Annotated in this window: 20 protein-coding genes; 7 read left to right on the plus strand and 13 right to left on the minus strand. The window is 70.5% G+C overall.

The genetic code is table 11. From position 1 onward, the window contains the following. Positions 1–23 precede the first annotated feature (23 nt). The 7 genes from V6R91_RS05325 to V6R91_RS05355 form a co-directional block, all read right to left on the minus strand. Complete coding sequence (locus V6R91_RS05325; RefSeq protein WP_336394541.1) at positions 24–1,121, minus strand: acetylxylan esterase; 1,098 nt, start codon at positions 1,119–1,121, stop codon at positions 24–26. Between the two features lie 8 nt (positions 1,122–1,129). Continuing rightward, positions 1,130–2,008: a sugar phosphate isomerase/epimerase family protein gene (locus V6R91_RS05330; protein ID WP_336394542.1), complete on the minus strand. Its 879-nt coding sequence runs from the start codon at positions 2,006–2,008 to the stop codon at positions 1,130–1,132. Further along, complete coding sequence (locus V6R91_RS05335) at positions 2,005–3,222, minus strand: dihydrodipicolinate synthase family protein (RefSeq protein ID WP_336394543.1); 1,218 nt, start codon at positions 3,220–3,222, stop codon at positions 2,005–2,007. The genes V6R91_RS05330 and V6R91_RS05335 overlap by 4 nt, the downstream gene beginning before the upstream one ends. A 12-nt stretch (positions 3,223–3,234) precedes the next feature. After that, positions 3,235–4,437 carry a Gfo/Idh/MocA family protein gene (locus V6R91_RS05340; protein WP_336394544.1) on the minus strand — a complete coding sequence of 401 codons (1,203 nt, stop codon included), beginning with the start codon at positions 4,435–4,437 and terminating at the stop codon, positions 3,235–3,237. A gap of 228 nt (positions 4,438–4,665) precedes the next feature. Further along, positions 4,666–5,970: an alpha-galactosidase gene (locus V6R91_RS05345; protein ID WP_336394545.1), complete on the minus strand. Its 1,305-nt coding sequence runs from the start codon at positions 5,968–5,970 to the stop codon at positions 4,666–4,668. Continuing rightward, complete coding sequence (arfA, locus tag V6R91_RS05350) at positions 5,967–7,499, minus strand: arabinosylfuranosidase ArfA (RefSeq protein WP_336394546.1); 1,533 nt, start codon at positions 7,497–7,499, stop codon at positions 5,967–5,969. The genes V6R91_RS05345 and arfA overlap by 4 nt, the downstream gene beginning before the upstream one ends. Before the next feature lie 58 nt (positions 7,500–7,557). Then, positions 7,558–10,464: a glycoside hydrolase family 2 TIM barrel-domain containing protein gene (locus V6R91_RS05355; protein ID WP_336394547.1), complete on the minus strand. Its 2,907-nt coding sequence runs from the start codon at positions 10,462–10,464 to the stop codon at positions 7,558–7,560. A gap of 241 nt (positions 10,465–10,705) precedes the next feature. On the opposite strand from V6R91_RS05355, the gene V6R91_RS05360 reads away from it, so the two are divergent. From V6R91_RS05360 to iolG, 7 genes are read left to right on the plus strand one after another with little or no spacing between them, the layout of a single operon-like run. Then, positions 10,706–11,983, plus strand: a complete 1,278-nt coding sequence (locus tag V6R91_RS05360; protein WP_336394548.1) for an ABC transporter substrate-binding protein — start codon at positions 10,706–10,708, stop codon at positions 11,981–11,983. Between the two features lie 2 nt (positions 11,984–11,985). Further along, positions 11,986–12,954: a carbohydrate ABC transporter permease gene (locus V6R91_RS05365; protein WP_336394549.1), complete on the plus strand. Its 969-nt coding sequence runs from the start codon at positions 11,986–11,988 to the stop codon at positions 12,952–12,954. Continuing rightward, positions 12,951–13,799, plus strand: a complete 849-nt coding sequence (locus tag V6R91_RS05370) for a carbohydrate ABC transporter permease (RefSeq protein ID WP_336394550.1) — start codon at positions 12,951–12,953, stop codon at positions 13,797–13,799. Before V6R91_RS05365 ends, V6R91_RS05370 begins: the two co-directional genes overlap by 4 nt. A gap of 1 nt (position 13,800) precedes the next feature. Beyond that, the gene (locus V6R91_RS05375; RefSeq protein WP_336394551.1) at positions 13,801–15,507 is read left to right on the plus strand and encodes a hypothetical protein; all 1,707 of its coding nucleotides are present in this window, start codon (positions 13,801–13,803) and stop codon (positions 15,505–15,507) included. Beyond that, positions 15,504–16,403: a Cgl0159 family (beta/alpha)8-fold protein gene (locus V6R91_RS05380; RefSeq protein WP_336394552.1), complete on the plus strand. Its 900-nt coding sequence runs from the start codon at positions 15,504–15,506 to the stop codon at positions 16,401–16,403. Before V6R91_RS05375 ends, V6R91_RS05380 begins: the two co-directional genes overlap by 4 nt. Positions 16,404–16,439: 36 nt before the next feature. Beyond that, positions 16,440–17,357, plus strand: a complete 918-nt coding sequence (locus V6R91_RS05385) for a sugar phosphate isomerase/epimerase family protein (RefSeq protein WP_336394553.1) — start codon at positions 16,440–16,442, stop codon at positions 17,355–17,357. 43 nt (positions 17,358–17,400) lie between these two features. Then, positions 17,401–18,411: an inositol 2-dehydrogenase gene (gene iolG, locus V6R91_RS05390; protein ID WP_336394554.1), complete on the plus strand. Its 1,011-nt coding sequence runs from the start codon at positions 17,401–17,403 to the stop codon at positions 18,409–18,411. A gap of 73 nt (positions 18,412–18,484) precedes the next feature. On the opposite strand, the gene V6R91_RS05395 is transcribed toward iolG, so the two are convergent. From V6R91_RS05395 to V6R91_RS05420, 6 genes are all read right to left on the minus strand, one after another. Then, on the minus strand, positions 18,485–19,765 hold the full coding sequence (locus V6R91_RS05395) for an ABC transporter substrate-binding protein (RefSeq protein WP_336394555.1): 1,281 nt from the start codon (positions 19,763–19,765) through the stop codon (positions 18,485–18,487). Positions 19,766–19,814: 49 nt separating this feature from the next. Then, entirely contained in the window at positions 19,815–21,893 is a 2,079-nt protein-coding gene (locus tag V6R91_RS05400; protein WP_336394556.1) for a beta-galactosidase, read from the minus strand. Positions 21,894–21,940: 47 nt separating this feature from the next. Continuing rightward, entirely contained in the window at positions 21,941–22,591 is a 651-nt protein-coding gene (locus V6R91_RS05405; RefSeq protein WP_336394557.1) for a DUF624 domain-containing protein, read from the minus strand. A gap of 10 nt (positions 22,592–22,601) precedes the next feature. Beyond that, positions 22,602–23,537: a carbohydrate ABC transporter permease gene (locus tag V6R91_RS05410; protein ID WP_336394558.1), complete on the minus strand. Its 936-nt coding sequence runs from the start codon at positions 23,535–23,537 to the stop codon at positions 22,602–22,604. Next, positions 23,534–24,430 (minus strand): carbohydrate ABC transporter permease, encoded by an 897-nt coding sequence (locus tag V6R91_RS05415; protein WP_336394559.1) that lies wholly within the window; start codon positions 24,428–24,430, stop codon positions 23,534–23,536. Before V6R91_RS05415 ends, V6R91_RS05410 begins: the two co-directional genes overlap by 4 nt. A gap of 170 nt (positions 24,431–24,600) precedes the next feature. After that, on the minus strand, positions 24,601–25,902 hold the full coding sequence (locus tag V6R91_RS05420) for an ABC transporter substrate-binding protein (protein WP_336394560.1): 1,302 nt from the start codon (positions 25,900–25,902) through the stop codon (positions 24,601–24,603). Between the last annotated feature and the right edge of the window lie 66 nt (positions 25,903–25,968).

The raw sequence follows: 25,968 nt of genomic DNA on the forward strand, positions 1-25,968 counted from the left end.
TGCGGGCCGTCGCCGGGTAGGCGTCAGACCGCGAGAGCGGACCGCAGGAACCCCCGCGCCTCGTCCTGCATCGCGGCCGTGAACTCGTGCGGTGCGTCATGCCACGCGCCGGTGTAGCGCGACCCGAGCAGAGCGCGCAGGCGGGTGTCGGCATCCGTCATCCCCTCACGGGGGAACAGCTCGTCACGTGCGCCGTACTGCACGAGCACACGCTGCCCGAGCGCGGCGATGTCGGGCAGGTCGAAGCGTGCGGCCAGTCCCGGACTGTGCAGCAGCCACGAGTGGGTCTCCAGATAGTCGGGCACGAGCGACGCCGACGTCGCCATCATGCCGGCGATCGCCGTCACCGCGAACCTGTCGTCCAGCGCGGCGGTGAACAGCGCACGACCGCCGCCTCCTGAGAACCCGACGACGCCCAGCCGCGACGCGTCGACCTCGGCGAGCCCGGCGAGCACCCCGGCCGCCGCCAGGTCGTCGGTGGCGACGGCTCCCGCGAAGCTCGTGCCGAGCGCACCCGCGGCCTTGGCCAGGCCGTACTCGTGCAGCGACGACAGCTCGTCGAAGCGCTCGTCGGGGGAGAGGGTCTCGCCCCGCTCGCGGTGCAGCGCGTCCAGTGCCTCACCGAGACGCGCGAGCACGGCGGGAGGCGACGACAGGTCGAACGCCCGGCTTGCCCACGAGAAGGCGTCGGGCGCGAGCACCGCGAAGCCGTCACGAGCGAGATCGTTCGCGAGGGTGCGGCCGGCGTAGCAGCGCGCACGCATGCGCGCGGCCGACGGGCTCGGAGCGTGCCCCGTGTCGACGAGCTGCTCGGCTCCGGTGGAGCGGACCCCGCCGTGCGCGTGAAGAGTCAGCACCCCGGGGAGCGGCCCATGCGCCCCGACGGGAGTCAGCAGGAACGCACGCGTGCGCGGGCCGAACCCGAGCCACCACGTGAGCTCGCGTCCCTCCACACCCGCGGCGGTCCAGGTCCGCTCGACACGGACGTCGCGGGCGGGCGCGACCCGCACTCCGAGCACCTCGGCCAGCGCCCGACGGCGCGGATCGGCCGGCGAGAGCACGGAAGCGCCCGCGAGGTAGGCCGGCCAATCGGCGTACCCCGCGAGCGCTCCGGTGCCCATGCGGCGCGTCAGTGCGCGACGCGAGCGCGCAGGTGAGGAGTGACGGATGCCCCGAACCCGGCGGCCGTGCGCTGCACGGCGACGAGCGGGTCGGTGGCCCAGATGTCCTCGTTGAAGATCTCGACCTCGATGTCGCGGTCGTAGCCGGTGGCCTCGACCGCGCGCGTGAGCGATGCGAAGTCGATGACGCCGTCGCCCGGGTATTGGCGGCCGAGCAGCACGTCCGCGGGGAGCGGCGTCTTCCAGTCGCAGACCTGGTACGTGGCGATGCGGCCCTCGCGGCCCGCGCGCTCGATCGACGAGAGCACGTCCGGGTCCCACCAGATGTGGAACGTGTCGACGGTCGCGCCCACGACGGCGGGGTCGAAGTCCGCCGCGATGTCGAGCGCCTGGCCGAGCGTCGAGACGACGCAGCGGTCGGAGGCGTACATCGGATGCAGCGGCTCGATCGCGAGCGTCACACCGGCGGCCGCGGCATCCGGAACCAGCTCGCCGACCGCGTCGCGCACGCGCTCGCGCGCGCCGATCAGGTCGCGCGACCCCTCGGGCAGACCGCCCGCGACGAGCACGAGGATGGCGGTCGACCCCTCGGCCCCGGCCGCCGCGAGCGTCGCCGCCTCTTCGATGGCGACGCGGTTGTCGTCGATCGACGCCCGGCGGTCGGGCCCCTCGGGCATCGTGAAGAAGCCGGCGCGGCAGTGCGTCGTGAAGCGCAGGCCCGAGTCGGTCAGCATCGAGGCGGCCGTGGCCAGGCCCACCTGCTGCACGGGCTCGCGCCACAGGCCGATCGCCTGCACGCCCGCTTCGGCGGTCACGCGCAGCGCGGTCGCCAGGTCGGCGTGCTTGATGGTGGCCTGGTTGATCGACAGACGCGGGTCCACGGTCACGCGATCACCCCCGGGACGTCGATGCCGTTGTGACGCAGCATGCCGTGCCAGCGGATGGCGGCGAGCTCGGGCTTCTCCAGGGCGAGCGACGCGTTCGCGAGCTCGACGATGCGCGACAGGTGGGGGAGGCTGCGCGCGGAGTGCAGGCCGCCGACCATCTGGAACGCCGGCTGGTGGCCGTTGAGCCACGAAAGGAACGCGACGCCGGTCTTGTAGTAGAACGTGGGCGCGGCGAACACCTGGCGGCTGAGCTCCTCGGTGGGGCCGAGGATCTGGAGGTAGCGTGCCGGATCGCCCGCGTCCAGCGCCTGGATGGCCGCCGACGCGACCGGCGTGATCGCGGCGAAGGCGCCGAGCAGCGCGTCCGAGTGCTGACGGGCGCTGTCGGGGTTGCGGGCCGGCTGCGTCGCGTCGGGCACGTCCTGCCCGCCGATGAGGCCGACGTAGTTGAAGTCGTCGCCGGTGAACATGCGCACGCCCTTGGGCAGGCGCTCGCGCACCGACACCTCGGAGGCCGCGTCGAGCAGGCTCATCTTGACGCCCGCGACCTTGTCGGCGTTCTCCTCGATGATCTCCAGCAGCACCGCCGACGCGTCGCGCCAGTCGGGCGACCCGAAGTAGCCCTCCAGCACCGGGTCGAAGGCGGTGCCGAGCCAGTGCAGCACGACCGGGGCGGTCGCGGACTGCAGCACCTCGCGGTAGACGCGCCGGTAGTCGTCGGCCGACTGCGCGACCCGCGCGAGGTGGCGGGACGCCATCAGCACCGGGCCGGCACCCTGCTCCTCGGTGAAGTGCAGCTGCTCCTTGTAGGCGTCGATGACCTGGTCGATCGAGATGCGCTCCTCGTCGACATGGTCGGTGTTGACGCCGACGACGACCGAGCCGCCCTCCTCGCGGGCGACCTGCGCCGAGCGGGCGATGAGGTCGCGCGTCGCGGCGGCGTCCAGACCCATGTTCCGCTGTGCGGTGTCCATGGCGTCGGCGACGCCGAGACCCCAGGAGTACACCGAGCGGCGGAAGTCCAGCGTGGCGTCCCAGTCGACCTCGGCGGGACGGCCCGGGGTGTTGTCGGCCCAGGTGTGGGGCACGACGTGCGCGGCGGCATACGCCACGCGGCTGCGGAGCGGGCCCCCGGGCTTCGTGTAGCCCGGGGACTCGTTCAGCGAGACCGCCGACGTCGCGCCGTCGGCCGAGAGAAGTGTGAGCTTCGGCATCCGTTCTCCCGATCAGTCCAGCGACAGCGCGGGCAGCTCGACCTTGCGGCCCTCGCGGCTGGACTGCAGGCCGGCCTCGGCCAGCAGCACGCCGCGCGCGCCGGAGAGCAGGTCGAACTCGTAGTCGGTGCCCAGCACGTACGACTCGAGGAACTCCTCCCACTGCTGACGGAAGCCGTTCTGGAACACGTCGTTCGTGGGCACCTCGGCCCAGTCGGCGTCGTAGTCGTGGTCGTCGGCGAGGTCGGGGTTCCAGACCGGCTTGGGGGTGGCGTTGCGGTGCTGGATCTTCGCGCCGAAGAGGCCCACGACGGCCGAGCCGTGCGTGCCGTCGACGTGGAACTCGACGAGCTCGTCGCGGTTCACGCGGACGGTCCACGACGAGTTGATCTGCGCGACGATGTCGCCCTCGAGCTCGAAGACGCCGTAGGCGGCGTCCTCGGCGGTCGCGGTGTAGTGCTCGCCCTTCTCGTCCCAGCGGTCCTTGATGTGCACGGCGGCCTGTGCGTAGACCGTCTTGACCTCGCCGAAGAGGTTCTCCATCACGTAGTTCCAGTGCGGGAACATGTCGACGATGATGCCGCCGCCGTCCTCGGCGCGGTAGTTCCACGAGGGACGCTGGGCGGGCTGCCAGTCGCCCTCGAACACCCAGTAGCCGAACTCGCCGCGCACCGACAGGATGCGGCCGAAGAAGCCGGAGTCGATGAGGCGCTTGAGCTTCTGCAGGCCGGGGAGGTAGAGCTTGTCGTGGACGACGCCGGTCTTGACGCCGGCCTCCTTCGCGAGCTTCGCGAGCTCGAGCGCCTCTTCGACCGTCTCGGCCGTCGGCTTCTCGGTGTAGATCGTCTTGCCGGCGGCGATCGCCTTGCGCAGGGCCGAGGCGCGGGCCTTGGTCACCAGGAAGTCGGCGTAGATCTCCCAGCGCGGGTCGGCCAGGGCGGCGTCGAGGTCGGTCGTGTAGTCCTCGATGCCGTGCTTGGCGGCGAGGTCGGCGAGCTTCGCCTCGCTGCGGCCGACGAGCAGCGGCTTGACGGTGACCTTGGTGCCGTCGGCGAGCTCGATGCCGCCCTGGTCGCGGATCGCGAGGATCGAGCGCACCAGGTGCTGGCGGTAGCCCATGCGGCCCGAGACGCCGTTCATGATGATGCCGATCTCGCGCACCTGCGGACGGCCCGAGGTCTCCGCCGAAGCCGGAGCGAGTGTCGTGTCGGTCATGGGGGTCCTGCTTTCTTCTCTGAAGGCTGTGGGTACCCGCTCACCGGGCAGTGATGCGGGTAAACGCTTTCCAATAGTGTGACACGGGATTTGTCGGTTCGCAAGCGCTATCCGGAGCGCACAGAATCGGAGGTTTCGAGCGACGCGCCGGAGAGCGGATGCCTCGTCCCGGCGTGTCGCCCAAGAAGTCCGACGCTGTGCCGCTCCACGCCGCCCCGCGCGGGCCGGTCAGGCCCGCAGCAGCACGCACCCGTGCGGCTCGAGCGTCAGCCGGACGACGGAGCTGCCCGGAGCCACACCGCGCGCCGCATCCGACTGCTCGTGGACGGCCTCCACGGCGACGGATGCCGCGTCCCACACGTCCACGACGCCTGCGGGGGCGGGGCCGAGGCCGAGCGACCGCGTGTCGAACGGCACCTCGCGGGGTTGGTCGGCGGTGTTGAAGACGGCGACCCAGCGTGTCTCGCCGCGCTCGGCCGCCCACACCACGAGGTCTCGCTCGCGCAGCAGCTCGCGGTTGCCGGTGGACTCGCGCAGCACCTCGAGCACGTCGTCGTTCGTGAAGAGGGCGATGGTCTCGGGGGCACTGGTGGGGAGGTCTCCGCCGATCATGAGCGGGGATCGCGCCATGACCCACAGGGTGACCAGCGACCTGCGCTCGGCCAGGGTGAGCGCGCCTTCGCGGGGTTCGCCGCGCTCGGCGCGGATGCCGATGCGGCCGAGGGGCAGCATGTCGGCGTCGGGCCAGCCCTCCGGCCCTGCCAGCGGCGCCCAGCGAGCCAGCCGCGCGAAGTTCGCCTCGACGTCGTCCCACCGGTCCCACAGGTCGTCGCAGATCCGCCACATCGTGGCGTGCTGCCGCAGGTGCTCGAGGTGGGCCGCCGACAGGTCCCGTCCGGGCGAGAGCGACAGCGCGATGGCGCGCGGCGCGGTCTCGATCGCCGTCGAGAGGGCTTCGATCTCGGCGGCCTGGTAGGGCCACAGAAGGTCGTCGGCCTTGATGAAGTCGACGCCCCACAGCGCGTACTGGTCCGCGATCGAGCGGTAGTACGCCGCGGCGCCGGGCTTCGAGTGGTCCAGGCCGAGGTAGTGCGGGTTCCACTCGCAGACGTTGGCCGAGTCGGCGATGCCCGCCGCCGTGGCCTCGGCGCCCTGCACGGGCAGGTCGCGCTCGACGGCCAGGCGCGGGATGCCGCGCATGATGTGGATGCCGAACTTCAGGCCGAGTTCGTGCACGCGCGCGGCCAGCGGGGCGAACCCGCGGCCACCGGCCGACGACGGGAACCGCACCGGGTCGGGCTGCACGCGGCCGAACTCGTCGATCACCAGCGGAGCGGCGTCGTTGTACCCGTGCGACCGCGCGGTCGGATCGGCCCAGTCGATGTCGACCACCACCGTGTCCCATCCGTGGGGGAGGAGGTGCTCGGCCATGAAGGCGGCGTTGGCGAGCACCTCCTCCTCGGTGACGGTGGTGCCGTAGCTGTCCCAGCTGTTCCACCCCATCGGCGGGGTGGGCGTCTTCCGCAGCGTCATGCGAGCCGGATCGCCGTCCACGAGACGGCGGGGAGCGTCACCGACAGCTGTTCGCCGTCGACGGATGCCTCCGCCTCGCGTACGCCCACCCGCTCGGGCGCCTCCAGCGTGTTGGCGGCGTACAGGTCGTCCTCGTGCAGGAGGTGCGACTCCACGACCGAGACCTCGCGGCCGAGCTCGCGCACCAGGGCGGCGAGGTCGACGCGGAGGGTCGCGGCATCCGTCGTCGAACGGTTCACCGCGAACAGCGACACGCCCTCGTCGTCGATGGTCGCCACCGCGTTCAGCGCCGGGACGTCGCCGAACCTCTCGCTGGCGAAGGTGCTCGACGCGACCGGCACGCGCACCGCGTTGCCGCGTGCCAGGCGCGAGGTGATCGAGAACGGGAAGAACGTGGTCTGCCGCCACGCGGGTCCGCCGGGCTCGGTCATGATCGGCGCGATCACGTTGACCAGCTGCGCGAGCGAAGCCGAGCGCACCCGGTCGGCGTGCTGCAGCAGCGTGATCAGCAGGTCGCCGAAGACGACGGCGTCGAGCGCGTGGTACTGGTCCTCGAGCAGACGCGGAGCCACGGGCCACGCCCCGCCCTTGAACTCGTGGCCCGACTCGGTGCCGTCCTCCTTGTGCAGGTACCAGACGTTCCACTCGTCGAACGAGATCATGATGCGCTTGTCGCTCTTCTTCTCCGCGGCCACGGAGTCGGCGATGGCGGCGACGGCCTCGATGAAGCGCGCCATGTCGACGCCGGAGGCCAGGAACTCCTGCGCGTTTCCGTCGTGCTCCTGGTAGTACGAGTGGCACGAGATGTACTCGACGTCGTCGAAGGTGTGCTCGAGGACGGTGCGCTCCCACGACCCGAACGTCGGCATGCCCCGGCCCGACGAGCCGCACACGACGAGCTCGATGTCGGGGTCGAGCATGCGCATCGCCTTCGCGGTCTGCGAGGCGAGCTTGCCGTAGTCGTCGGCGTTCTTGTGGCCGACCTGCCATGGGCCGTCCATCTCGTTGCCCAGGCACCACATGCTCACGCCGAAGGGCGTCTCGCGGCCGTTCGCCGCGCGCCGGTCGGTCCACGCCGTCTGCGCGTCGGCGTTGGCGTACTCGAGCAGATCGAGCGCCTCCTGCGTGCCGCGCGTGCCGAGATTGACCGCGAGCATGAGGTCGCTCCCGACGCGGTCGAGCCACGCCTGGAACTCGTGGAGGCCGACCTCGTTCGTCTCCGTCGAGTGCCACGCGAGGTCGAGCCGGCGCGGGCGCTCGGCCTTCGGCCCGATGCCGTCCTCCCAGCGGTACGCCGAGACGAAGTTGCCGCCGGGGTAGCGGATGGTCGAGACGCCGAGCTCCTTCACCAGCTCGACGACGTCGGTGCGGAAGCCCTCCTCGTCGGCGGACGGATGCCCCGGCTCGAAGATGCCGTCGTAGATGTGGCGCCCGAGGTGCTCGACGAATCCGCCGAACAGCCGCCGGTCGATGTCGGCGACCTCGTGGTGCGGGTCGAGGCGGGCGGTCGCGTCCTGCGCGTCGGTCACGGGGTGCTCCTCGGAGGTCGAAGCGCCGGCGATGCGGACGTGCGTCGCCGGCGACGGTTCAGTGGGATGCCGGCTCGTGCCGGAGGATCAGCGAGATGGCGGCCGGCTTCGCGGGGAGGCGGTACCGGGGGAGCACCCCCGGCCCGCAGGTGGCGGTGCCGACGCCCGACTGGGCGAGGTCGATCGTCACGTGCGTCTGCCCGTCCGGAGTCAGCTCCCAGTTGTGGGCGGCGCCGGCGAGGGATCGCCGGCTGTGACGCGACACGGTGAGCGCGAAGGGGGCGTCGAGCGAGGATACGTGCAGGGTACCGGCCTCGGTCGCGATCTCGGCCTCGCGCACGCCGATCCTCGAGCCGCTCTCCTGCGGACGGACATGGTCCACGGTGAGCTCGTCGGCGTCGAGGTGCCACCAGCCGAACCGCGCGGCCGCGCGCAGGTCGGGGTAGCTGGGCATCGGGCCGTATCCCGCCAGGTCCACCCCGACGGGCGCCGAGGCGAGGACGAAGTCCAGCCCGATCCTCGCCCACTCCGTGATCCAGGTGCCGTGGGGCTCGAGCTCGGCGTCGAGCCGCACGGCGCCGCCCTCGAGGGCGGTCCACCGCAGTCGGGCGTCGACGGCGCTGTCGAGGATGGGCGTCCCGGTGCGGGTGCGCACCGTGACGGCGCCGCCCTCGGTCAGGGCGTCCACCAGCCGGGTCACGGTGCGGTCCATGCCGGCCGCGCGCCAGCGCTCGGCGTAGGAGGGCAGGTCGAGCTCGTCGTCGCCGATGTCGCGGTCGTTGTCCGTCGGAGCACGCCAGACGCCCACCGTCGGTCCCGCGATCGCCAGACCGCCCAGGCTCTGCAGGCCTCCGCCCGTGCGGTCGAACCGCGCGGCGCCGACGACGTCGGCGGTCGCGGCGACCGCGGCGGGGGCGGGTGCGACGGGTCGTCCGTCGCGGACGTCCTGGCCGCTCGCGATCACGTGGCCGGCCTCCGCCCAGGCCGATGCTGCGGCCGAGACCGCCTCGACCGTGAGCGCGTCGGCCACGCGGGCCGCGGCATCCGTCCGGCACTCGTCGGGCAGGTCCACCATCGCGGCGGAACGCGGTCCGCAGGCGGGTGTGGGAAGGGTTCCGGATGCCACGACCTCGCCGTCGACGGTGCGCGTCCAGCGCAGCGCGACGTCGGCGAGGTCGCGGAAGTCGTACCGGTTCTCGAGGCGCACGCGCGTGCGCGCGCCGTCGATCCCCACGACGATGGGGGCGATGACGGCCGCATAGTGCAGCAGCCCGGGCCGGGGATTGCGGTCCGCGTCGACGAGTCCGTCGATGACGAAGTTGCCGTCGTGCACGTCCTCTCCGAAGTCGCCGCCGTAGAGGGTCCGGCTCGTGCCGTCCGGGCCGTCCACCGCGATGCCGTGCTCGAGCCACTCCCACACGAAGCCGCCCGCGTGGCGCGGGAAGGTCTCGAAGAGGTCCCAGTACTCCTGGAGGCCGCCGGGGCCGGTCCCCATCGCGTGCGCGAACTCGCACTGGAGGAACGGCAGGGTGCGGCGGCGCACCTCGGCCGGCGTGGCGTCGAAGGGTGCCGGCACCAGCGCCTCCTCGCCGATCGCGCGCACCTCGTCGTGCGTGGCGTACATGCGCGAGTAGACGTCGACGTAGCGGCTCGCGCGATCGCCCTCATAGTGGATGAGCCGGGTGGGATCGGCGGTCTTCGCCCATCGCGCCATCTCCTCGAGATTCGCACCGACGTGCGACTCGTTGCCCAGCGACCACATGATGACGCTCGGATGGTTCTTGTCGCGATGCACCGTCCGGCGGATGCGGTCCAGGAACGCGTCGCGCCACGCGGGGTCGGCGCTCGGGTTGCGGCGCCAGTCGACGTGCTCGAAGCCGTGGGTCTCGAGGTCGCACTCGTCGATCACCCAGAACCCGAGCTCGTCGAAGAGGTCGAGGACGTCCGGATGCGGGGGGTAGTGGGAGGTACGGACCGCGTTGATGTTGTGGCGCTTCATCAGGAGCAGCTCGTCGCGGGCCACGTCGGCGTCGTAGACGCGACCGTGCCGCGGGCGGTGCTCGTGGCGGTTCACGCCGCGCAGCATGATCGGCGCACCGTTGACGAGGAGCTGCGTGTCCCGCACCTCCACCCGTCGGAACCCGATGCGAAGGGCGACGACCTCCGCCTGGGTGCGGACCTCGGCGTCGTAGAGCCGCGGCTGCTCGGCGGTCCACGGCTCGACCCCGGCGATCCGCAGTGTGTCCGCTGCGGGCGCGTCGATGCCGAGCTCGGGGATCACGATGCGCGCCGCGGCCTCGCCGTCGCCGCGGACCGAGACGTCGAGGGTGCCCGCTCCGGTGTCGGCGTCGTAGTCCGCACGCACGAACACGTCGTCGACCCCGCCGTCGGGCCGGGCGAGGATCGTCACGCTCCGGAAGATCCCCGGCAGCCACCACATGTCCTGGTTCTCGAGGTAGGTGGCGTCGCTGAACTGCGCGACGCGGACCGCGAGCCGGTTCGTCCCGGGGACGAGGACGTCCGACACGTCGAACTCGTGCGTGAGCCTGCTTCCACGGGTCGTCCCGAGGAGCACGTCGTTCAACCACACCTCGGCGGCCGACTCGATGCCGTCGAACCGGAGGATGCGGCGGCGATGCGCGATGACCTCGTCCGACGCCGCGAAGTCGAGCCGGTAGTCGCCGATCGGATTGACGTCGGGCGGGTGCGGCGGGTCCACCGCGAAGGGCATCTGCACGTTGGAGTAGGCCGGCGACCCGTAGCCCTGCAGGTTCCAGTGGCCGGGGACCTCGACGACTCCCCAGCCGTCGGCGTCTGCGACGCGCCAGTCCTCGGGCGCGGCCCGGAGGGAGGGCGAGACGCGGAATCTCCAGCGCCCGTCGAGCGACTGGCTGGGCGCATCGGAGCGCAGACGAGCGCGCGGGGCGGTGGTGCCGGAGCCGGGGCTGGTAGTGGCGATCTCCATGGGTTCCTCGTCGGTGAGTGAAGAGCGTCAGAGCACCGACCCTACACGGAAGGCGCTTACCCATTCGCTGGGAAATTGAGGGAAGGCGCTTGCCGGTAGACGAACTTTGCTCTAATGTCCTAACATCGTATCAGCGATCCGCACCGGGCTCCGGCTCCGGCTCCGCACCAGAGGCGCGAAATCCCGCGCCGCATCGACAAGGACGTTGGCCCCTGGACATCCAGGGCGAAAGGGAAATCCAATGAAGCATTCAGCAAAGCCCCGCCTGCGGGTGACTCTCGCCCTCGCCGCCGCCGCGGTCACCGCTGTCGCGCTCACCGGCTGCGGCTCGAACGGCGAAGCCGCCCAGACCGACGAGCCGATCCAGTTCTTCCTCTCTGGCGACGCCAACCAGGGCGGCGGCTACGCCCACATGGCCGAGAAGTACGAGGAGGAGACCGGCGTCGAGGTCGAGATCGTCGACATCGCGAACGACGACCTCGCCACCAAGCTCCGCAACGCCGCGCAGGCCAACGACCTCCCGGCGATCGCCCGCGTCGGCGCCGTCGACCCGGTCTGGCGCAACGCGACGACCGATCTGTCGGACATCACCGAAGGCAGCGAGATCCGCACGGACCTCTCCGACAAGGACGACGACGGCAACGTCATCTCGCTCCCCTCCGACATCACCGCGGTCGGCATGTTCATCAACAAGACGCTGTTCGACGAGGCCGGCGTCGCCTACCCCACCAGCGAGGACGACATCTGGACGTGGGACGAGTACGTCGCTGCGGTCAAGGAGGTCCAGGCCGCGACCGGCACCACGTACGGCATGGTGATGGACAAGTCCTCGCACCGCCTCAAGGCCCTCTTCTACGAATTCGGCTCGGACTACTTCCAGGCCGATGACGAGGGTGTCTTCAGCACGAACGACAACACGAAGGACGCGCTGGAGTTCTTCGGCTCGCTGAACGACGACTCCTTCATGCCGCGCTCGGTGTGGCTGTCGGATGCCGACCCGAACGCGCTCTTCAAGAGCGGCGACGTCGTGTCGTACCTCTCCGGCTCGTGGCAGATCGCGGACTTCGCCGTGAACATCGCCGACTTCGAGTGGGCGTCGGTCTACATGCCGCAGGAGGAGGAGCGCGCGACCAACTTCGGCAACGCCGCATCGATCGTCGTCTTCGAGGGCCCCCAGCAGGAGGCCGCGCACGACTTCATCGAGTGGCTGTACGAGCCCGAGAACTACACCGAACTGTCGGAGACGTCGTCGTTCATCCCCGCCATCGGCGGCCTGGACATCGAGTACGCGGCGCACGCGGACGCCTTCGACATCTACAACCAGGACATCGCGGCCTCTCCCGACATCGTGGGCGAGATCAAGGCGATGGAGCTGCAGTACGGCGCGCAGGGCGTGACGACCGACGGCGACCCGGTGCGCGACGAGACCGTCAAGTACCTCAACGGCGAGCAGGACGTCGACACCACGATCGAGAACATCAACGCCCTGTTCACCGACCAGCTGGGCGCTCTGGAGTGACCGTGTCCACCACCAAGACCGTCGATGGGCGCAGCGCCGAAACCTCTGCGCTCATCACCGTGGGGCGGCGGACGCAGCGCGTCCGCCGCCCGCGGCGGCGCAGCTCGACGACATTCGTCCTGGCGCCGCTCACCTTCATCGCCGTCTCGGTGGTGCTGTTCGCCCTGTTCTTCCTGTGGCCGGGAGCGCTCGGGCTCTGGTACTCGCTCACCGACTACACCGGTGTCGGCACCCCCGAGTTCATCGGCGTCGAGAACTACGTCGACCTCGCCCAGGACCCGGTGTTCTACAGCGTGCTCGGCCGCACCTTCCTGTACACCCTGCTGTCGGTCCCGCTGCACTACGTCGCGGCGCTCGGGATCGCGGTCCTCCTGACCAACAGCATGGCCAAGGGCAAGTCGACGGCCCGCATCATCTTCTTCCTGCCGTGGCTCATCTCGCCGATCGTCGCCGGTGTCATCTGGAAGTGGCTCTTCGGCGAGAACTTCGGTCTCGTGAACTATCTGATCGAGACGCTCGGCGGCCAGGGCCTGCGATGGGAGACCGACCCGACGCTCGCGCTCGTGCTCATCCTCATCGTGAGCACGTGGGGCGGCACGGCGTTCAACATGCTGCTGTTCATCGCCGCGATCCGCAACGTCCCGCAGTCGTACCTGGAGGCCGCGCAGCTGGACGGCGCCAACAGCTGGCAGCGCTTCTACCGCATCACCCTGCCGCTGCTGCGCCCGACCTCGTTCATGGTGATCCTCCTGACGACCATCGGGTCGATGAAGGAGTTCGCGATGGTCCAGGCGCTCAACGGCGGTGGACCGGGCACCTCGAACATGTTCATGGTCCAGTACATCTACCGCACCGGCTTCGAGCGTGCCGATGTGGGCTACGCCAGTGCCGCATCGATGGTCCTCATGGTGATCCTCATCGTCATCGCGGTCATCCAGATGCGCTTCGACAAGAGGAACGACCTCGCATGACTCTCCGACAAGAGGCGCGACCGCGCCGCCGCGGGCTCCGCTCGCTGCCGAGCACGCTGCTGCTGTGGCTGCTCGCGCTGGGCTTCATCATCCCCGTCGCCTGGTTCATCCTCAGCTCGTTCAAGCCCGGCTCGGAGCTCTTCAGCCTCCCGCTCCGGCTGTTCCCCGAAGACTGGACGATCAGCGGCTACACCACCGCGTGGAACCGGTTCAACTTCGCCCAGTACTTCCTCAACACCTCGATCGTGGCGGTCGTCACCACGGTGCTGACCGTGCTGGTGAGCGCCATGACCGGCTACGCGTTCGCGAAGTACAAGGCCTGGTGGCTGAAGTTCTTCTTCATCTGCGTCCTCGCGACCACCATGCTGCCGACCGAGGTCATCATGCCGAGCTCGTTCGCCGTGGTGCGCGACCTGGGCCTGTACAACACGCTCGCCGGAATCATCGTGCCGTCGATCATCACCGCGACGGGCATCTTCATGTTCCGTCAGTACTTCAAGACGATCCCCGACGAGCTGCTCGAGGCCGCCCGCATCGACGGGGTGTCGGAGTTCGGTGCGTTCTGGCGCATCATGCTCCCCCTCGCGAAGCCGATCGCCGTGGTGCTCGCGATCTTCTCGTTCCAGTGGCGGTGGAACGACTACATCTGGCCGCTGATCGTGCTGAGGGACCCGGACCGCTACACGCTCCAGGTCGCGCTGCGATCCATCGTCGGCGCCGACAACATCGACTGGTCGGTGCTCCTGTCGGCCTCGGTGATCTCGCTGGTCCCGATGGTGGTCCTCTTCGCCATCTTCCAGCGGCAGATCATGAACGCCGATGTGAACTCCGGTCTGAAGGACTGAGATGCCCGACAGATCCCCGTTCCTCAGCGCGCTCCGGAACGCCGTCGCCGAAGACGTGCGGCGGGCGCTCGCCGAGGGCGCGAGCCCCGCGGACAGGCACCGCCGGCTGATGGAGCGCGCCAAGCTCCTGGTCTGCGCCTATCTGTGGCCCGAGTCGGACGATCGGGGCGACCCGGCGCTGCTCGCAGGCGCCGAGGCGAACGTCCGCGCACTGCGGGGGCTCCAGGGACCCGGCGGCCTGTTCATCGGCGGCGACAACGTCGACTCCCCTCCGGACTCGTCCTTCACGGTCAACGACCTCTGCGACACCCTGCAGGTCATCCGCACCGTCGACGCCGCAGCGGGAGACGGCCGCCTAGCCGCGCTCGCCGCCGAGCTGGACGCCGTCGCCGACGCCGTCGAACCGGCGCTCATCGCCGGCGGCGTCCACACGCCCAACCACCGGTGGGAGATCTCGGCGGCCCTGGCGCGGCTGCACCGCCGCCGTCCCTCGGAGGCGCTGCGCCGCCGTGCAGAGGAATGGCTCGCTGAGGGCGTCGACATCACGGCCGACGGCGTCTACTCCGAGCGGAGCGCGAACTATGCCGCGTGGGTGTCCAACCCGTCGCTCACGGCCATCGCCGAGGTGTTCGGCCGGAAGGATGCGCACGCTGCCGTCGTGCACAACCTCGAGAGCACGCTCGGGCTCATCCATCCGGACGACACGGTCGAGACCGTGCACTCGCGTCGTCAGGACCAGCTCACCCGGTTCCCGCTCGGACCCTATCTGGTCGCCTACCGGCGGTACGCCGTCCAGCTGGGACGCGGTGACTTTGCGTGGGCCGCGGAGCGCGCCCTGCGCGACGGCGTCGTCCACGCGCCGTCCACGCTGGCCGACCTCCTGCTCGAGCCCGCCCTCGGCGACGAGCTGCCCGAGGCGACCGCGCCATCCACGCAGGCCTCCTGGGCGCAATCCCGCCTCGTGGTCGACGACAACGCGCAGCGCCGCCTCGTGGTGTTCGGCGGGTCGGACTACCCGCGCTTCCGGCGCGTCCGCTCGGGCCTGTCGACGAACCCCACGTTCCTCCGCCTGTTCGCCGGCGAAGCGGTCCTGGACTCCGTGCGACTCTCGCGCGACTTCTTCGGACTCGGTCCGTTCCGCGCCGACGGTCTCGCGACCGATCGCGACGACGGCGGACTGAGCCACCGGCTGACGGAGACCGTCGCGGCGCACTACTACCAGCCCATGCCCGCCGACCTCCGCTCGCCGTCCGGCGAGTACGAGCTGACCGACGACGGCAGGTTCTACGGCTCGATGGCGTTCGCGCAGCGCGGCCGTGACGAGGTGGCGCTGCGGACCTCGGTCGACGTGCAGCCGACGGATGACGGCGCGATCCTCACCCTCTCCGTCGACGGACCCGACAGTCCCTGGGCGCTCGAGCTCGCCTTCCGTGAGGGCGGGCGGTTCGAGGGCGAGGGCGCGACGCCGCAGGAGAACGGGAGCCACCTGCTCACGCACGGCGCCTGCGTCTACCGGGTCGGCGAGGACGCGATCGCCGTCGAGGCGGGGGACGCGTACCGCTCGGCCGGCCCAGGCACGTACCACCCGGGCGAGGACTACGCGTTCCTCGGCGCGACCGACGCCGCTGACGGCTCGCGCCTGTATCTCACCGGACGATCACCCGCACGCCTCGTGTTCAGCCTCCGCGCCGAGCGAGCCGTCCGATGAGTGCGGTGACCGTGGACGCGCTCGAGTTCGACACCCTCCGCGCGCTGCGCGCCGAACGGCCGCACGCCGTCCAGGAGGCGCTCGCGACGCGCCGCCGCCGCGACATCGTGCGCGGGGACGGGCGTCTCTTCATCGTCGCGGCCGACCACCCCGCACGCGGGGCGCTGTCGGTGGGCGACCGCGACCACGCGATGGCGAGCCGGTATCTGCTGCTCCAGCGGCTCGCTGTGGCCCTCAGCCACCCGGGTGTGGACGGTGTGCTGGGCACGCCCGACATCATCGACGATCTCGCCGTCCTGGGCCTGCTCGACGACAAGGTCGTGGTCGGCTCGATGAACCGCGGCGGGCTGCGCGGGTCGGCCTTCGAGATGGACGACCGCTTCACGGGGTACGACGTGCCCGCGATGGTGCGCTCGGGCGTCGACTTCGCCAAGGTGCTGCTGCGCGTGAACCTCGCCGACCCGGCCACCGCGTCGACGCTCGAGTCCGCCGCCCACGCGGTGAGCGCCGCGGCGGAGGCCCGGATGCCGATCATGCTCGAGCCCTTCATGAGCCGCTGGGTCGACGGTCGCATCGGCAACGACCTCACCGCGGACGCCGTCGTGCTGTCCCTCGCGATCGCCGCCGGCCTCGGGGTCAGCAGCGCCTACACGTGGATGAAGCTGCCCGTCGTGCCCGACATGGAACGGGTGATGGAGGCGACCACCCTGCCGACGCTGCTGCTCGGGGGCGACTCGGGCAGCGATCCGGACGAGACCTTCTCATCATGGGAGGATGCTCTCGCGCTTCCCGGCGTCCGCGGGCTCACCGCCGGTCGGGCCCTGCTCTACCCGCCGGACGGCGATGTGGCCGCCGCCGTCGACGCGGCCGCCCGCCTGGTCCACACCGATCTCTGACCGAGGAGAACCCATGCGCACGTTCGAGGAGACCCGATGAAGGCGGAGGTCGCCGGCGCCCCGGTGAGCTTCGGCGTCTTCGAGATGACGCCGGACGGCGCGGCCACCGTGTCCGCCGACGACCTGCTCGAGGTGCTGGCCGACGCCGGGTACCGCGGCGTCGACCTGGGCCCCGTGGGGTACCTCGGCCGCGGCGCGGAGCTTCGCGCACGGCTCGCCCGCTTCGAGCTGGAGCTGGCGGGCGGATGGGTGCAGCTGCCGTTCTCGGATGACGAGGCCTTCGAGGCATCCCTCCCCGTTCTGACCGACGCGCTTCGCGTCTTCTCCGACGCGGCGCAGGCGGGCCCCGGGAGGCTGCCGCTGCCGACGCTCGCCGACGACGGCTCCGTGGCGCGCCGCGCCCACCCCGGCCGCGGAGCGGCCGCGGACCCGCTCGCTCCCGAGGCCTGGGATCGCCTCTTCGCGAACACCGAGCGCGCGGCGGCGCTCGTGCGCGCCGCCGGCTTCGAGCCGACCTTCCATCACCACGCCGGCACCTTCGTGGAGTCGCCCGATGAGATCGACCGGTTCCTCGCGAGCGTCGACGTCGACCTCACCCTTGACACCGGTCATCTGCTCATCGCCGACGGCGACCCGGCGGAGGCCGTCTCGCGCTGGGGCGATCGCATCAACCACCTGCATCTGAAGGACGTCGACCGCGCCGAGCTGCGGCGGGTGCTGGCGGCCGGCGGCGGCATGGCCGAGGTCTGGTCGTCGGGGGCGTTCACCGCGTTCGGCCGCGGCGATCTCGATCTCGCGCGCGTGATGGATGCCATGGACGAACGCGGCTTCGACGGCTGGGTGGTCGTCGAACAGGACGTGCTGAACGCCCCCGATGTCGCGATCGACACCTTCCGTGCCGCGCGCGGCGACGACCAGCGGGTGAACCGCGCTGCGCTCACGCGCTGGGTCTGACCCACGCTGCCGCCTCTTCTCCGACAGAGACAAGGAAACCGCCGTGCCCCACGCCCCTCTCCGCTTCGGTCTCATCGGCACCGGCCGCATCGGCCAGGTGCACGCCGAGAACATCGCCGCGAACCCGGACACCGCCCTCGCGCGGGTCGCCGACCCGTTCGTCGACGGGGCGCGTCGCGTCGCCGACCGCTTCGGGGGACGGGCGACGGCCGACACGGACGAGGTCTTCACCGCGGGCGACGTGGACGCCGTCCTCATCGCCTCGCCCACCCCGACGCACGTCGACCTCATCGAGAGGGCGGTGGATGCCGGCATCCCGGTGCTGTGCGAGAAGCCGATCGATCTCGACATCGCGCGCGTCGACAGGCTGCGCCCGAAGGTCGCGGCGGCCGGCATCCCCGTGGCTCTCGGCTTCAACCGGCGCTTCGACCCCGCGTTCGCGGAAGTCCGCGCGCGGGTCGCCGCCGGCGAGATCGGCGCCCTGGAGCAGCTCACCATCATCAGTCGCGACCCGTCCGCGCCGCCGGCGGACTACATCGCCGTCTCGGGTGGCATCTTCCGCGACATGACGATCCACGACTTCGACATGGCGCGCAGCTTCCTGCCCGACATCGTCGAGGTCAGCGCGGTCGGCTCGCGCACGTTCGACGACGGCGCGAGCGAGCACGGCGACTTCGACACGGCGGTGGTGACGCTGCGCGCGGCGTCGGGGGCGCTCGTCACGATCGTCAACTCGCGGCACAGCGCCGTCGGCTACGACCAGCGCCTCGAGGCGTTCGGCGGGAACGGGACCCTGCAGGTCGCGAACCGCTCGACGAGCCTCGTGAGCCTCTCCACCGGCGTCGGCGTGGAGACCCGGGCACCGTACGAGGACTTCTTCCTCCAGCGCTACGCCGAGGCCTACGCCGCCGAGCTGGGGGAGTTCGTCCGCCTCGCCCGCGGCGAGACCGCGTCGAGCCCGACCTTCGAGGACGGACGCGCTGCGCTGATCCTCGCCGACGCCGCGCAGCGCTCGGCGACCGAGCGGGTCGCCGTCGAGGTCAGCCTGGCCTGACCAGGCCCTCCCACAGACGAACAGACGGATGCCGCGGCTCGATGAGCCGCGGCATCCGTCGTCCTGCTGTCGGTCAGCCGAGGATCGCGTCGGCCTCTGCGAAGAACTGGGTCACCGCGTCGTCGACCGAGAGGGCGCCCAGGCCGATGGACTTGCCGAGGTCCCAGAAGGTCTGCTCCAGCGAGCCGTAGCCGACGACCGGGACCGGCGGGGCGTCGCCGATGCGGTCGGCGGCGGACTCGATGTAGTCGGCGACCTGCTTGTCGGCGCCCTCGAGGGTCGTGCCCTCGAGCTTCGACGACGAGGCGGGGAAGCCGAGCGTCGTGCCGAAGATCTCGCCGGCCTCGGGGCTGTTCACGACGAAGTCGAGGAACAGCGCGGCGGCTTCGGGGTGCTCGGTGTTCTGCGCGATCGCGACCTGGAGGCCCGCCTGACGGTACAGGTCCTTCGAGCCCTCCTCCGCGGTCGGCGGGGCGACGATCGAGATCGATGAGGCGCCCGAGTCGGCGAGGTACCCGCCGAGGAAGTTGCTCCAGCTCATCTCGCTCGCGGTCACGGCCGCGCCGAATCCGGACTTGGGGGACAGCTCCTCGAGCGTCTGCTGCGGCACGGTGACGCCGTCGCGGATGTCGGCGCCCGACTCCCAGAAGTCGCGCAGCTCGTCCTCGGTGAAGCCGAGCTCGCCGTCCTCGGTGTACAGGTTGCCGCCGTCGGCGCGGAGCACGAGTTCGAACACCTGGATGCGCTGCGTGTAATCGGTGCCGCCGTACACGGTGCCGCCGGTCGCATCGGTGACCGAGGCCATCCACTCGTCGAAGTCGGCGAAGCTGCCGCCGGCCTCGGGCGCCTCGACGCCCGCCTGTGCGACGAGGTCGTCGTTGACGAAGTTCGCCCACAGGCTGTAGCCCGTCGGCAGCGAGTACTGCGTTCCGTCGAGGGCGCCGGTGCCGAGCAGCGACTCATCGAACGTGGTCGTGTCGACGTAGTCCGCGACCTCGGCGAGGTCGAGCAGGTTGCCGGACTCGGCGTACTGGCGCAGGTAGCTGTCGGAGAACTGGAACACGTCGGGCAGTCCGCCGCCGGCGGCCTCGGTCTGCCGCTTCTCCCAGAAGCTGGGGAAGTCGGTGAACGAGGTGTTGATCGTGATGTTCGGGTACTCCTCGTTGAACGCCGCGATCAGGTCGTTGTAGCGGGTCGCGCGGTCGTCGTTGCCCCAGAACGCGAAGTCGATGGTGACCTTCTCGTCGGGGTCGAACGCCGCCGCGTCATCGGAGGTGTCGCCGGAGCATCCGGCGAGGACGAGCGCCGCGGTCGCCGTGAGGGCGGCCGCTGCGAGGAGGCGAGGTGCGGGCATGGGTATGTCTCCAGTGGGTGCGGTTGGGCGAGGGTCGGGGGGTCGCCGCTCAGCGGGCGGCGGACAGTTCTGCGGCGGGGGCGGACGCCGGCGCGCCGGGCGAGGCGGGCACGAGGAGGAAGGCGACACCCTGCGCATCGAGGATGACGCGGTGGACGGCCGCTCCGGTCTCGGCATCCGTTCCCGCCACGTCGACCGTCACGGCGGTCTCACCATGGTTGATGAGCGTGATGAGGTCGCCACGGCGGGCCGCCTCGACGTCCGCGGGGAGCCCGTCGACGACGGGGCGGACACCGGATGCCTCGACCACGGCCGTGACGACGGCGTCGATGCCGTCGGGGTCGGGCTGCGTCGCGACGTACCACGCCTCGCCCGCGCCGAGGCGGTGACGGGTCAGCGCGGGGGAGCCGGCCTGCAGGCCGGATGCGAAGGTGCCGACCACGGAGGCGCCCGTGGCGTGCACGGCCTCCGCCACCAGGCGCCCCGTCTGCGACGAGCCGCCGAGCGTGAACGACACGGCTCCGCCGGCGGCAGCCGAGCGTGCGGCGTGGAGCGCCTCGACGTTCAGGGCGCCGACGCCGTTGGCGCTCGCGGCGGCACCGGCGAGCGCGCCGAAGTCCTCGAAGCGCAGGCCGAGCACCGGGCCGAGCTGGGTGAGGAAGCCGCCGTCGCGGAACTGATCGTGCGCGTCGACGATGTCGCTGAACGGTCCCGTGAGCAGGGTGCCGCCGTCCTCGACGAAGCGGGTGATCGCCGCGGCGCCCTCGTCGCGCAGGAGGTAGAGCGCCGGTGCCACGACGAGGTCGTAGGAGCGGTCCACCTCCTCGGGCCCGACGATGTCGACCTGGATGCCGCGGGAGTGGAAGGCGCCGTACCACTCGAGGGTCAGCGCGAGGTAGTCGATCTCGGTCGGGTGGTCGCGCTCCTCGACCGCCCACCAGTTCTCCCAGTCGAAGACGAGCGCCACCTGGGCGTCGCGGCCGGGGGCGGGAAGCTCAGGCAGTGCGGCCAGGCGCGCACCCAGCGCCGTGACCGCGTCCCACGTGCGGGTCCCGGTGCCGGCGTGCGGGAGCATCGCCGAGTGGAACTTCTCGCTGCCCGCGCGGGACTGCCGCCACTGGAAGAACATGATGCCGTCCGCGCCGCGCGCGATGGACTGGGCCGACTCGGCGACCAGGGCGCCGCGACGCTTGCCGGGATTGGCGGGACGCCAGTTCACGGCATCCGTCGCCTGCTCCCACAGCAGCCACGGCACGCCCGGCTTCAGCGAACGGATGAGGTCGCGCTGGAATGCGGCGTCGCGCACGCGATGCGGGTTCGCCGGATCGGGGTAGCAGTCGTCGGCGATGACGTCCATGTGCGGCGCCCACTTGCGGTAGTCGGCGGGCTTGAACGGTCCCATGAAGTTCGTCGTGATCGGCTGCGTCGCGCCCGCGGCCAGCAGGATCTCGCGCTCCATGAGGTAGCACTCCAGCAGCATGTCGCTCGTGAAGCGGCGCCAGTCGAGCATCGACGACGGGTTGTGGCTGTACGGCGCCAGCCGGGGCGGGAACACCTCGTCGAACGAGCCGTAGCGCTGCGACCAGAAGCTCGTGCCCCATGCCTCGTTGAGCGCCTCGATCGTGGAGTACCGCTTCGCGAGCCAGGCGCGGTACGCGTCGCGCGCGGCATCCGAGAAGTCCATCCAGAGGTGGCAGCCGAACTCGTTGCCGACGTGCCACATCACGACCGCCGGGTGATCGACGTAGCGCTCCGCCAGGCGGCGCACCAGCTCGCCGGCGAGACGGCGGTACGTCGGCGAGGACGGCGCGAAGTGCTGGCGGCTGCCCGGCCAGTACGAGGCGCCCGACTCGTCGGCGGGGAGCGTCTCGGGGTAGGTCGCGCTCACCCACGGCGGCGGAGACGCGGTCGCGGTGGCGAGGTTGACCTGGATGCCGCCGGCGTGGAGCTTGTCGATGACGGTGTCGAGCCACTCGAAGTCCCAGACGTCCTCGGCGGGCTGGATGCGCGACCACGCGAAGATGCCGAGGCTGACGATGTTGACGCCGGCCTCCTGCATGAGGCGGACGTCCTCGTCCCACACCTCCTCGGGCCACTGGTCGGGGTTGTAGTCGGCGCCGTAGAGCACGTCGAGCAGCTCCTTGTTCGAAGGTTGCGGTGGGGGAGGGGTCGGGATCAGCCGCGGCGGCCGCGGCGCGCGGGGACGGCGACCACGGCGAACGCGGCGCAGCCGAGCCCGGCGATGATGAGGGGAGCGAGCATCCACGTGACGACCGCGACGAGGACGGCCGCGGCCGCGAGGTAGACGGTGGCGACGGGGTCACCGGTGACAGCCGAGGGGATGCCGCGGACGGCGCCGCGCCAGCCCCGCTCGGGCGTCCACGCACCGGCCGCGACGAGGAGGGCGGTCGCGCCGACGACGAGACCCGCCCAGCCGACGACCGCGACAGCCGGGCCGCCGGGCAGCGCACCGGAGTTCGCGAGATCGATGTCGAGCGTCAGCACGACGGCGAGGAGCGCTCCGATCACGCCGACCACGACCCCGCCCGGGAGAGCGGCGCGCCAGTCCTGCCAGAACGTCCGCACGTGCGACTGCTCGGCGTTCACGTACCGGCGGAGGTGACGAATGCCGGCGGCCAGGGCGGCCGGCAGCGTGATCACGAGCAGCCCGCCGGCGGTGACGAGCAGGCCCGTCAGCAGCACCTCGCCGAAGAGGGCGAACGCCCCCTTCGCGCCGGGGAAGCGGGCGGGCTCGCGCTCTTCGAGCGTCGGCCCGCTTCCCGTCGCATCGGCGCGACGCGCGGCGCGGAGTTCTCGGCGGTCCATGAGGGGTGCCCTATCCCTTGAGGCCCTGGGTGGCGACGCCGTCCACGAGGAAGCGCTGGAACACCAGGAAGAAGAGGAGCACGGGGATCAGCGCGATGAACGAGGCGGTGACGGTGGCACCGTAGTCGCTGACGGACGTCTGGTCGTTGTAGAGGCGCAGTGCGATCGGCAGCGGGTAGTTCTCGGGGCTGGTCAGGTACAGCAGCGGTCCGAGGAAGTCGTTCCACGACCAGATGAACGCGAAGATCGAGCAGGTGATCAGGGCCGGCTTGATCAGCGGCAGGATGATCGACCAGAAGATGCGGACGTGGCCGGCGCCGTCGATGCGGGCCGCTTCGTCCATGTCGCGCGGCATCTGGCGGATGAACTGCACCAGCAGGAACACGAAGAACGCCTCGGTGGCGAGGAACTTCGGCAGCAGCAGCGGCCAGAAGGTGTCGATCATGTCGAGCCGGTTGAAGATGATGTACTGCGGGATGATCACGACGTGGAACGGCAGCAGGAGCGTGCCGATCATCGCCGCGAACAGGATGCCGAGGCCCTTGAACTGGATGCGGGCGAACGCGTAGGCGGCCAGCGACGACGAGAGCAGCACGCCGATGACCGAGCCGACGGCGATGATGAGGGAGTTCAGGTAGAACCGCCACATCGGAACGCCGGCGATGCCCTCGAGCACCTTGACGTAGTTGTCGATGGTCGGGTTGTTCGGGATGAGGCCCATGTTCGAGCCGAACTCGCTGTTGGGCTTGAAGGTGGAGAACAGCAGCCACACCAGCGGGTAGAGCACGACCGCGGTGACGACGAGGAGCACGACGAACCAGATCACCGTCTGCCAGGTCTTGGTCTTGATCTTGCGACGCGGGGCGGGGCTGGACTTCTGGTCGGGGTCGACCTGGTTCTCGGTGAGCAGGAGCGCGTTCTCGCCGAACGAGGATGTGGTGGTCATCGGTTGTCTCCGGCGTAGTGGACCCAGCTGCGCTGAGTGCGGAAGAGGATGAAGGCGATGATGGCGACGACGATCAGCAGCACCCACGCGATGGCGGCGGCGTAGCCCATCTGGCCGTCGGAGAAGCCGCGCTTGTACAGGTACAGCGTGATGAAGTTCGTCATGCCGGCGGGGCCGCCGGTGCCGTTGGAGATGATGTAGGCCGACGCGAAGACCTGGAACGCGCCGATCAGCCCGAGCAGCAGGTTGAAGAAGATGACCGGCGACAGCATCGGCAGGGTGACCGCGCGGAACCGGTGCCAGGCGCCGGCGCCGTCCATCTCGGCCGCCTCGTACAGCTCCTTGGGGATCTGCTTGAGACCGGCGAGGAAGATCACCATGGTCGCGCCGAACTGCCACACCGCGAGGAGGATCATCGCGGGCAGCACGAGCGCGGGATTGCCGATCCAGCCGCCCAGGTCGATGCCGATGGCCGACAGGCCGTTGTCGACCGGACCGTCGGAGGCGAACATCGCCCGCCACACGATGGCGACCGAGACCGATCCGCCGATCAGCGAGGGGGCGTAGAACGCCGAGCGGAAGAAGCCGGCGCCCCTGTCGCGGTAGTTGAGGAGCATCGCCACGCCCAGCGCCGCGGCCAGGGTGATCGGGGTGCCCACGAGCACGTATATGAGGGTGATCTGCGCGGACTGCACGAACGCCGGGTCGGACGTGAACATCCGGACGTAGTTGTCCAAGCCGATCCAGCGCGGCGGGGAGAAGATGTTGTACGCCGTGAACGACAGGTACAGCGAGTACGCCATCGGGATGAGCGTGAGGCCGAAGAAGCCCACCAGCCACGGGACGAGGAAGCCGTAGCCGGCGACCGTCTCCTTCACGGCACGCTGTCGCATGCCCGGACGGTTGACATGCTCGGGCCTGCTCCGGCGGAACAGGGACCGGCGCGAAGGCTTCTCACCGGTCACGATGACTCTGGTCGCTGTGGTGCTCACGTGGACTCTCCGATACGGATTCGGGTGGTGTTCCGGGCCCGGGCGCATCGTACGCCCGGACCCGGAAGCTGTCACTGGTTGAGGACGACGTCCATCTCGGCGAAGAACTGCGAGACCGCGTCATCGACCGTGATCGTGCCGTAGTTCAGCTCCTCCCCGAGCTGGCGGAACTTCTCCTCGAGGGTGCCGTAGCCGACGATCGGCACCGGCGGGGCGTCGCCGAGGCGGTCGGCGATCGAGGCCTCGTAGTCCTTGACCTGCTGGCTCAGCGGGTCGAGCTCGGCAGCCTCCAGCGCGGTCTCCGAGGCCGGCAGGCCGCGGTTGGTGCCGAAGATCTCACCCGACTGCGGCGAGTTGACCAGGAAGTTCACGAGCGTCGCCGCAGCCTCGGGGTGCTCGGTGTTGGCCGAGATCGTGTGGAGCATCGAGGGCTTGAGGTACAGGTCCTTGGCGCCCTCCTCCGTGACCGGGGGAGCGATGAGGCCGAGCTCGGTGTAGGACTCGCCGAGGCCCGCGAGGTAGCCGGCGCCGAAGTTGTCCCACGTGAGCTCGCTCGCCGTCAGCGCGCTGTCGAAGGCGCCCTTCGGGGCGACCTCCGCCACGCGCTGCTGCGGGATGCCGATGCCGTCGCGGATGTCCTGTCCGGACTCCCAGAACTCGGCGAGGCGCTCCTCGTCGAAGCCGGGCGTGCCGTCCTCGTTGAAGAGGTTCTCGCCCTCTGCGCGCAGCTGCACCTCGAAGTTCTGGATGCGGCCGGTGAAGTCGCTGCCACCCCAGAACGCACCGCCCGAAGCGTCGGTGACCTCACCCATCCACTCGGTGTAGTCCTCCCACGTGCCGCCCTCGAACTGGTCGACGCCGGCCTGCTCGAGCAGGACCGGGTTGGTGAACAGGCCCCACGCGTTGGTGGAGGTGGCGATGCCATAGGTCGTGTCGTTCACGACGCCGATGTCGAGGATGTTCTGGGGGATCGGGTCGGTCTCGATGATGTTGCCGAGGTACGGACCGAGGTCGAGCAGCAGCCCGTTCTCGGAGTACTGGCGCAGGTACGAGTAGTCGAACTGCATGACGTCGGGCAGGTTGCCGCCCGCCGCCTCGGTCTGACGCTTCTCCCAGAACTCCGGGAAGCCCAGGAACGTCGAGTTCACCGTGATGTTCGGGTATTCCTCATTGAACGCCTCGATCGCCTCGTTGTAGAGCCCGGCGCGAACGTCGTTGCCCCAGAAGGCGAGGTCGAGCGTGACCTCTTCGTTCGGGTCGAAGGTGGGGTCGGCTTCGGGGCTGTCCTCGCTGCCGCCGGCGCAGCCGGCGAGCACCAGGGCTGCGCCGGCCGCGATCGCGGTGACGGCGAATGCCCGCTTCTTGCTGAACATCCTTGTCCTCTCTTGAACGTCTGCGTTCGTGTTCGCCGCGAGACGTTCGTCGTCTGGTGTGCGGTG

The organism is Microbacterium sp. CCNWLW41, assembly GCF_037083505.1.

Coding starts and splice junctions, on each gene's coding strand:
- V6R91_RS05325 (WP_336394541.1), bottom strand. CDS start 1,121: ATGGGCACCGGAGCGCTCGCGGGGTACGCCGATTGGCCGGCCTACCTC.
- V6R91_RS05335 (WP_336394543.1), bottom strand. CDS start 3,222: ATGCCGAAGCTCACACTTCTCTCGGCCGACGGCGCGACGTCGGCGGTC.
- V6R91_RS05340 (WP_336394544.1), bottom strand. CDS start 4,437: ATGACCGACACGACACTCGCTCCGGCTTCGGCGGAGACCTCGGGCCGT.
- V6R91_RS05345 (WP_336394545.1), bottom strand. CDS start 5,970: ATGACGCTGCGGAAGACGCCCACCCCGCCGATGGGGTGGAACAGCTGG.
- V6R91_RS05355 (WP_336394547.1), bottom strand. CDS start 10,464: ATGGAGATCGCCACTACCAGCCCCGGCTCCGGCACCACCGCCCCGCGC.
- V6R91_RS05360 (WP_336394548.1), top strand. CDS start 10,706: ATGAAGCATTCAGCAAAGCCCCGCCTGCGGGTGACTCTCGCCCTCGCC.
- V6R91_RS05370 (WP_336394550.1), top strand. CDS start 12,951: ATGACTCTCCGACAAGAGGCGCGACCGCGCCGCCGCGGGCTCCGCTCG.
- V6R91_RS05375 (WP_336394551.1), top strand. CDS start 13,801: ATGCCCGACAGATCCCCGTTCCTCAGCGCGCTCCGGAACGCCGTCGCC.
- V6R91_RS05380 (WP_336394552.1), top strand. CDS start 15,504: ATGAGTGCGGTGACCGTGGACGCGCTCGAGTTCGACACCCTCCGCGCG.
- V6R91_RS05385 (WP_336394553.1), top strand. CDS start 16,440: ATGAAGGCGGAGGTCGCCGGCGCCCCGGTGAGCTTCGGCGTCTTCGAG.
- V6R91_RS05395 (WP_336394555.1), bottom strand. CDS start 19,765: ATGCCCGCACCTCGCCTCCTCGCAGCGGCCGCCCTCACGGCGACCGCG.
- V6R91_RS05405 (WP_336394557.1), bottom strand. CDS start 22,591: ATGGACCGCCGAGAACTCCGCGCCGCGCGTCGCGCCGATGCGACGGGA.
- V6R91_RS05410 (WP_336394558.1), bottom strand. CDS start 23,537: ATGACCACCACATCCTCGTTCGGCGAGAACGCGCTCCTGCTCACCGAG.
- V6R91_RS05415 (WP_336394559.1), bottom strand. CDS start 24,430: ATGCGACAGCGTGCCGTGAAGGAGACGGTCGCCGGCTACGGCTTCCTC.
- V6R91_RS05420 (WP_336394560.1), bottom strand. CDS start 25,902: ATGTTCAGCAAGAAGCGGGCATTCGCCGTCACCGCGATCGCGGCCGGC.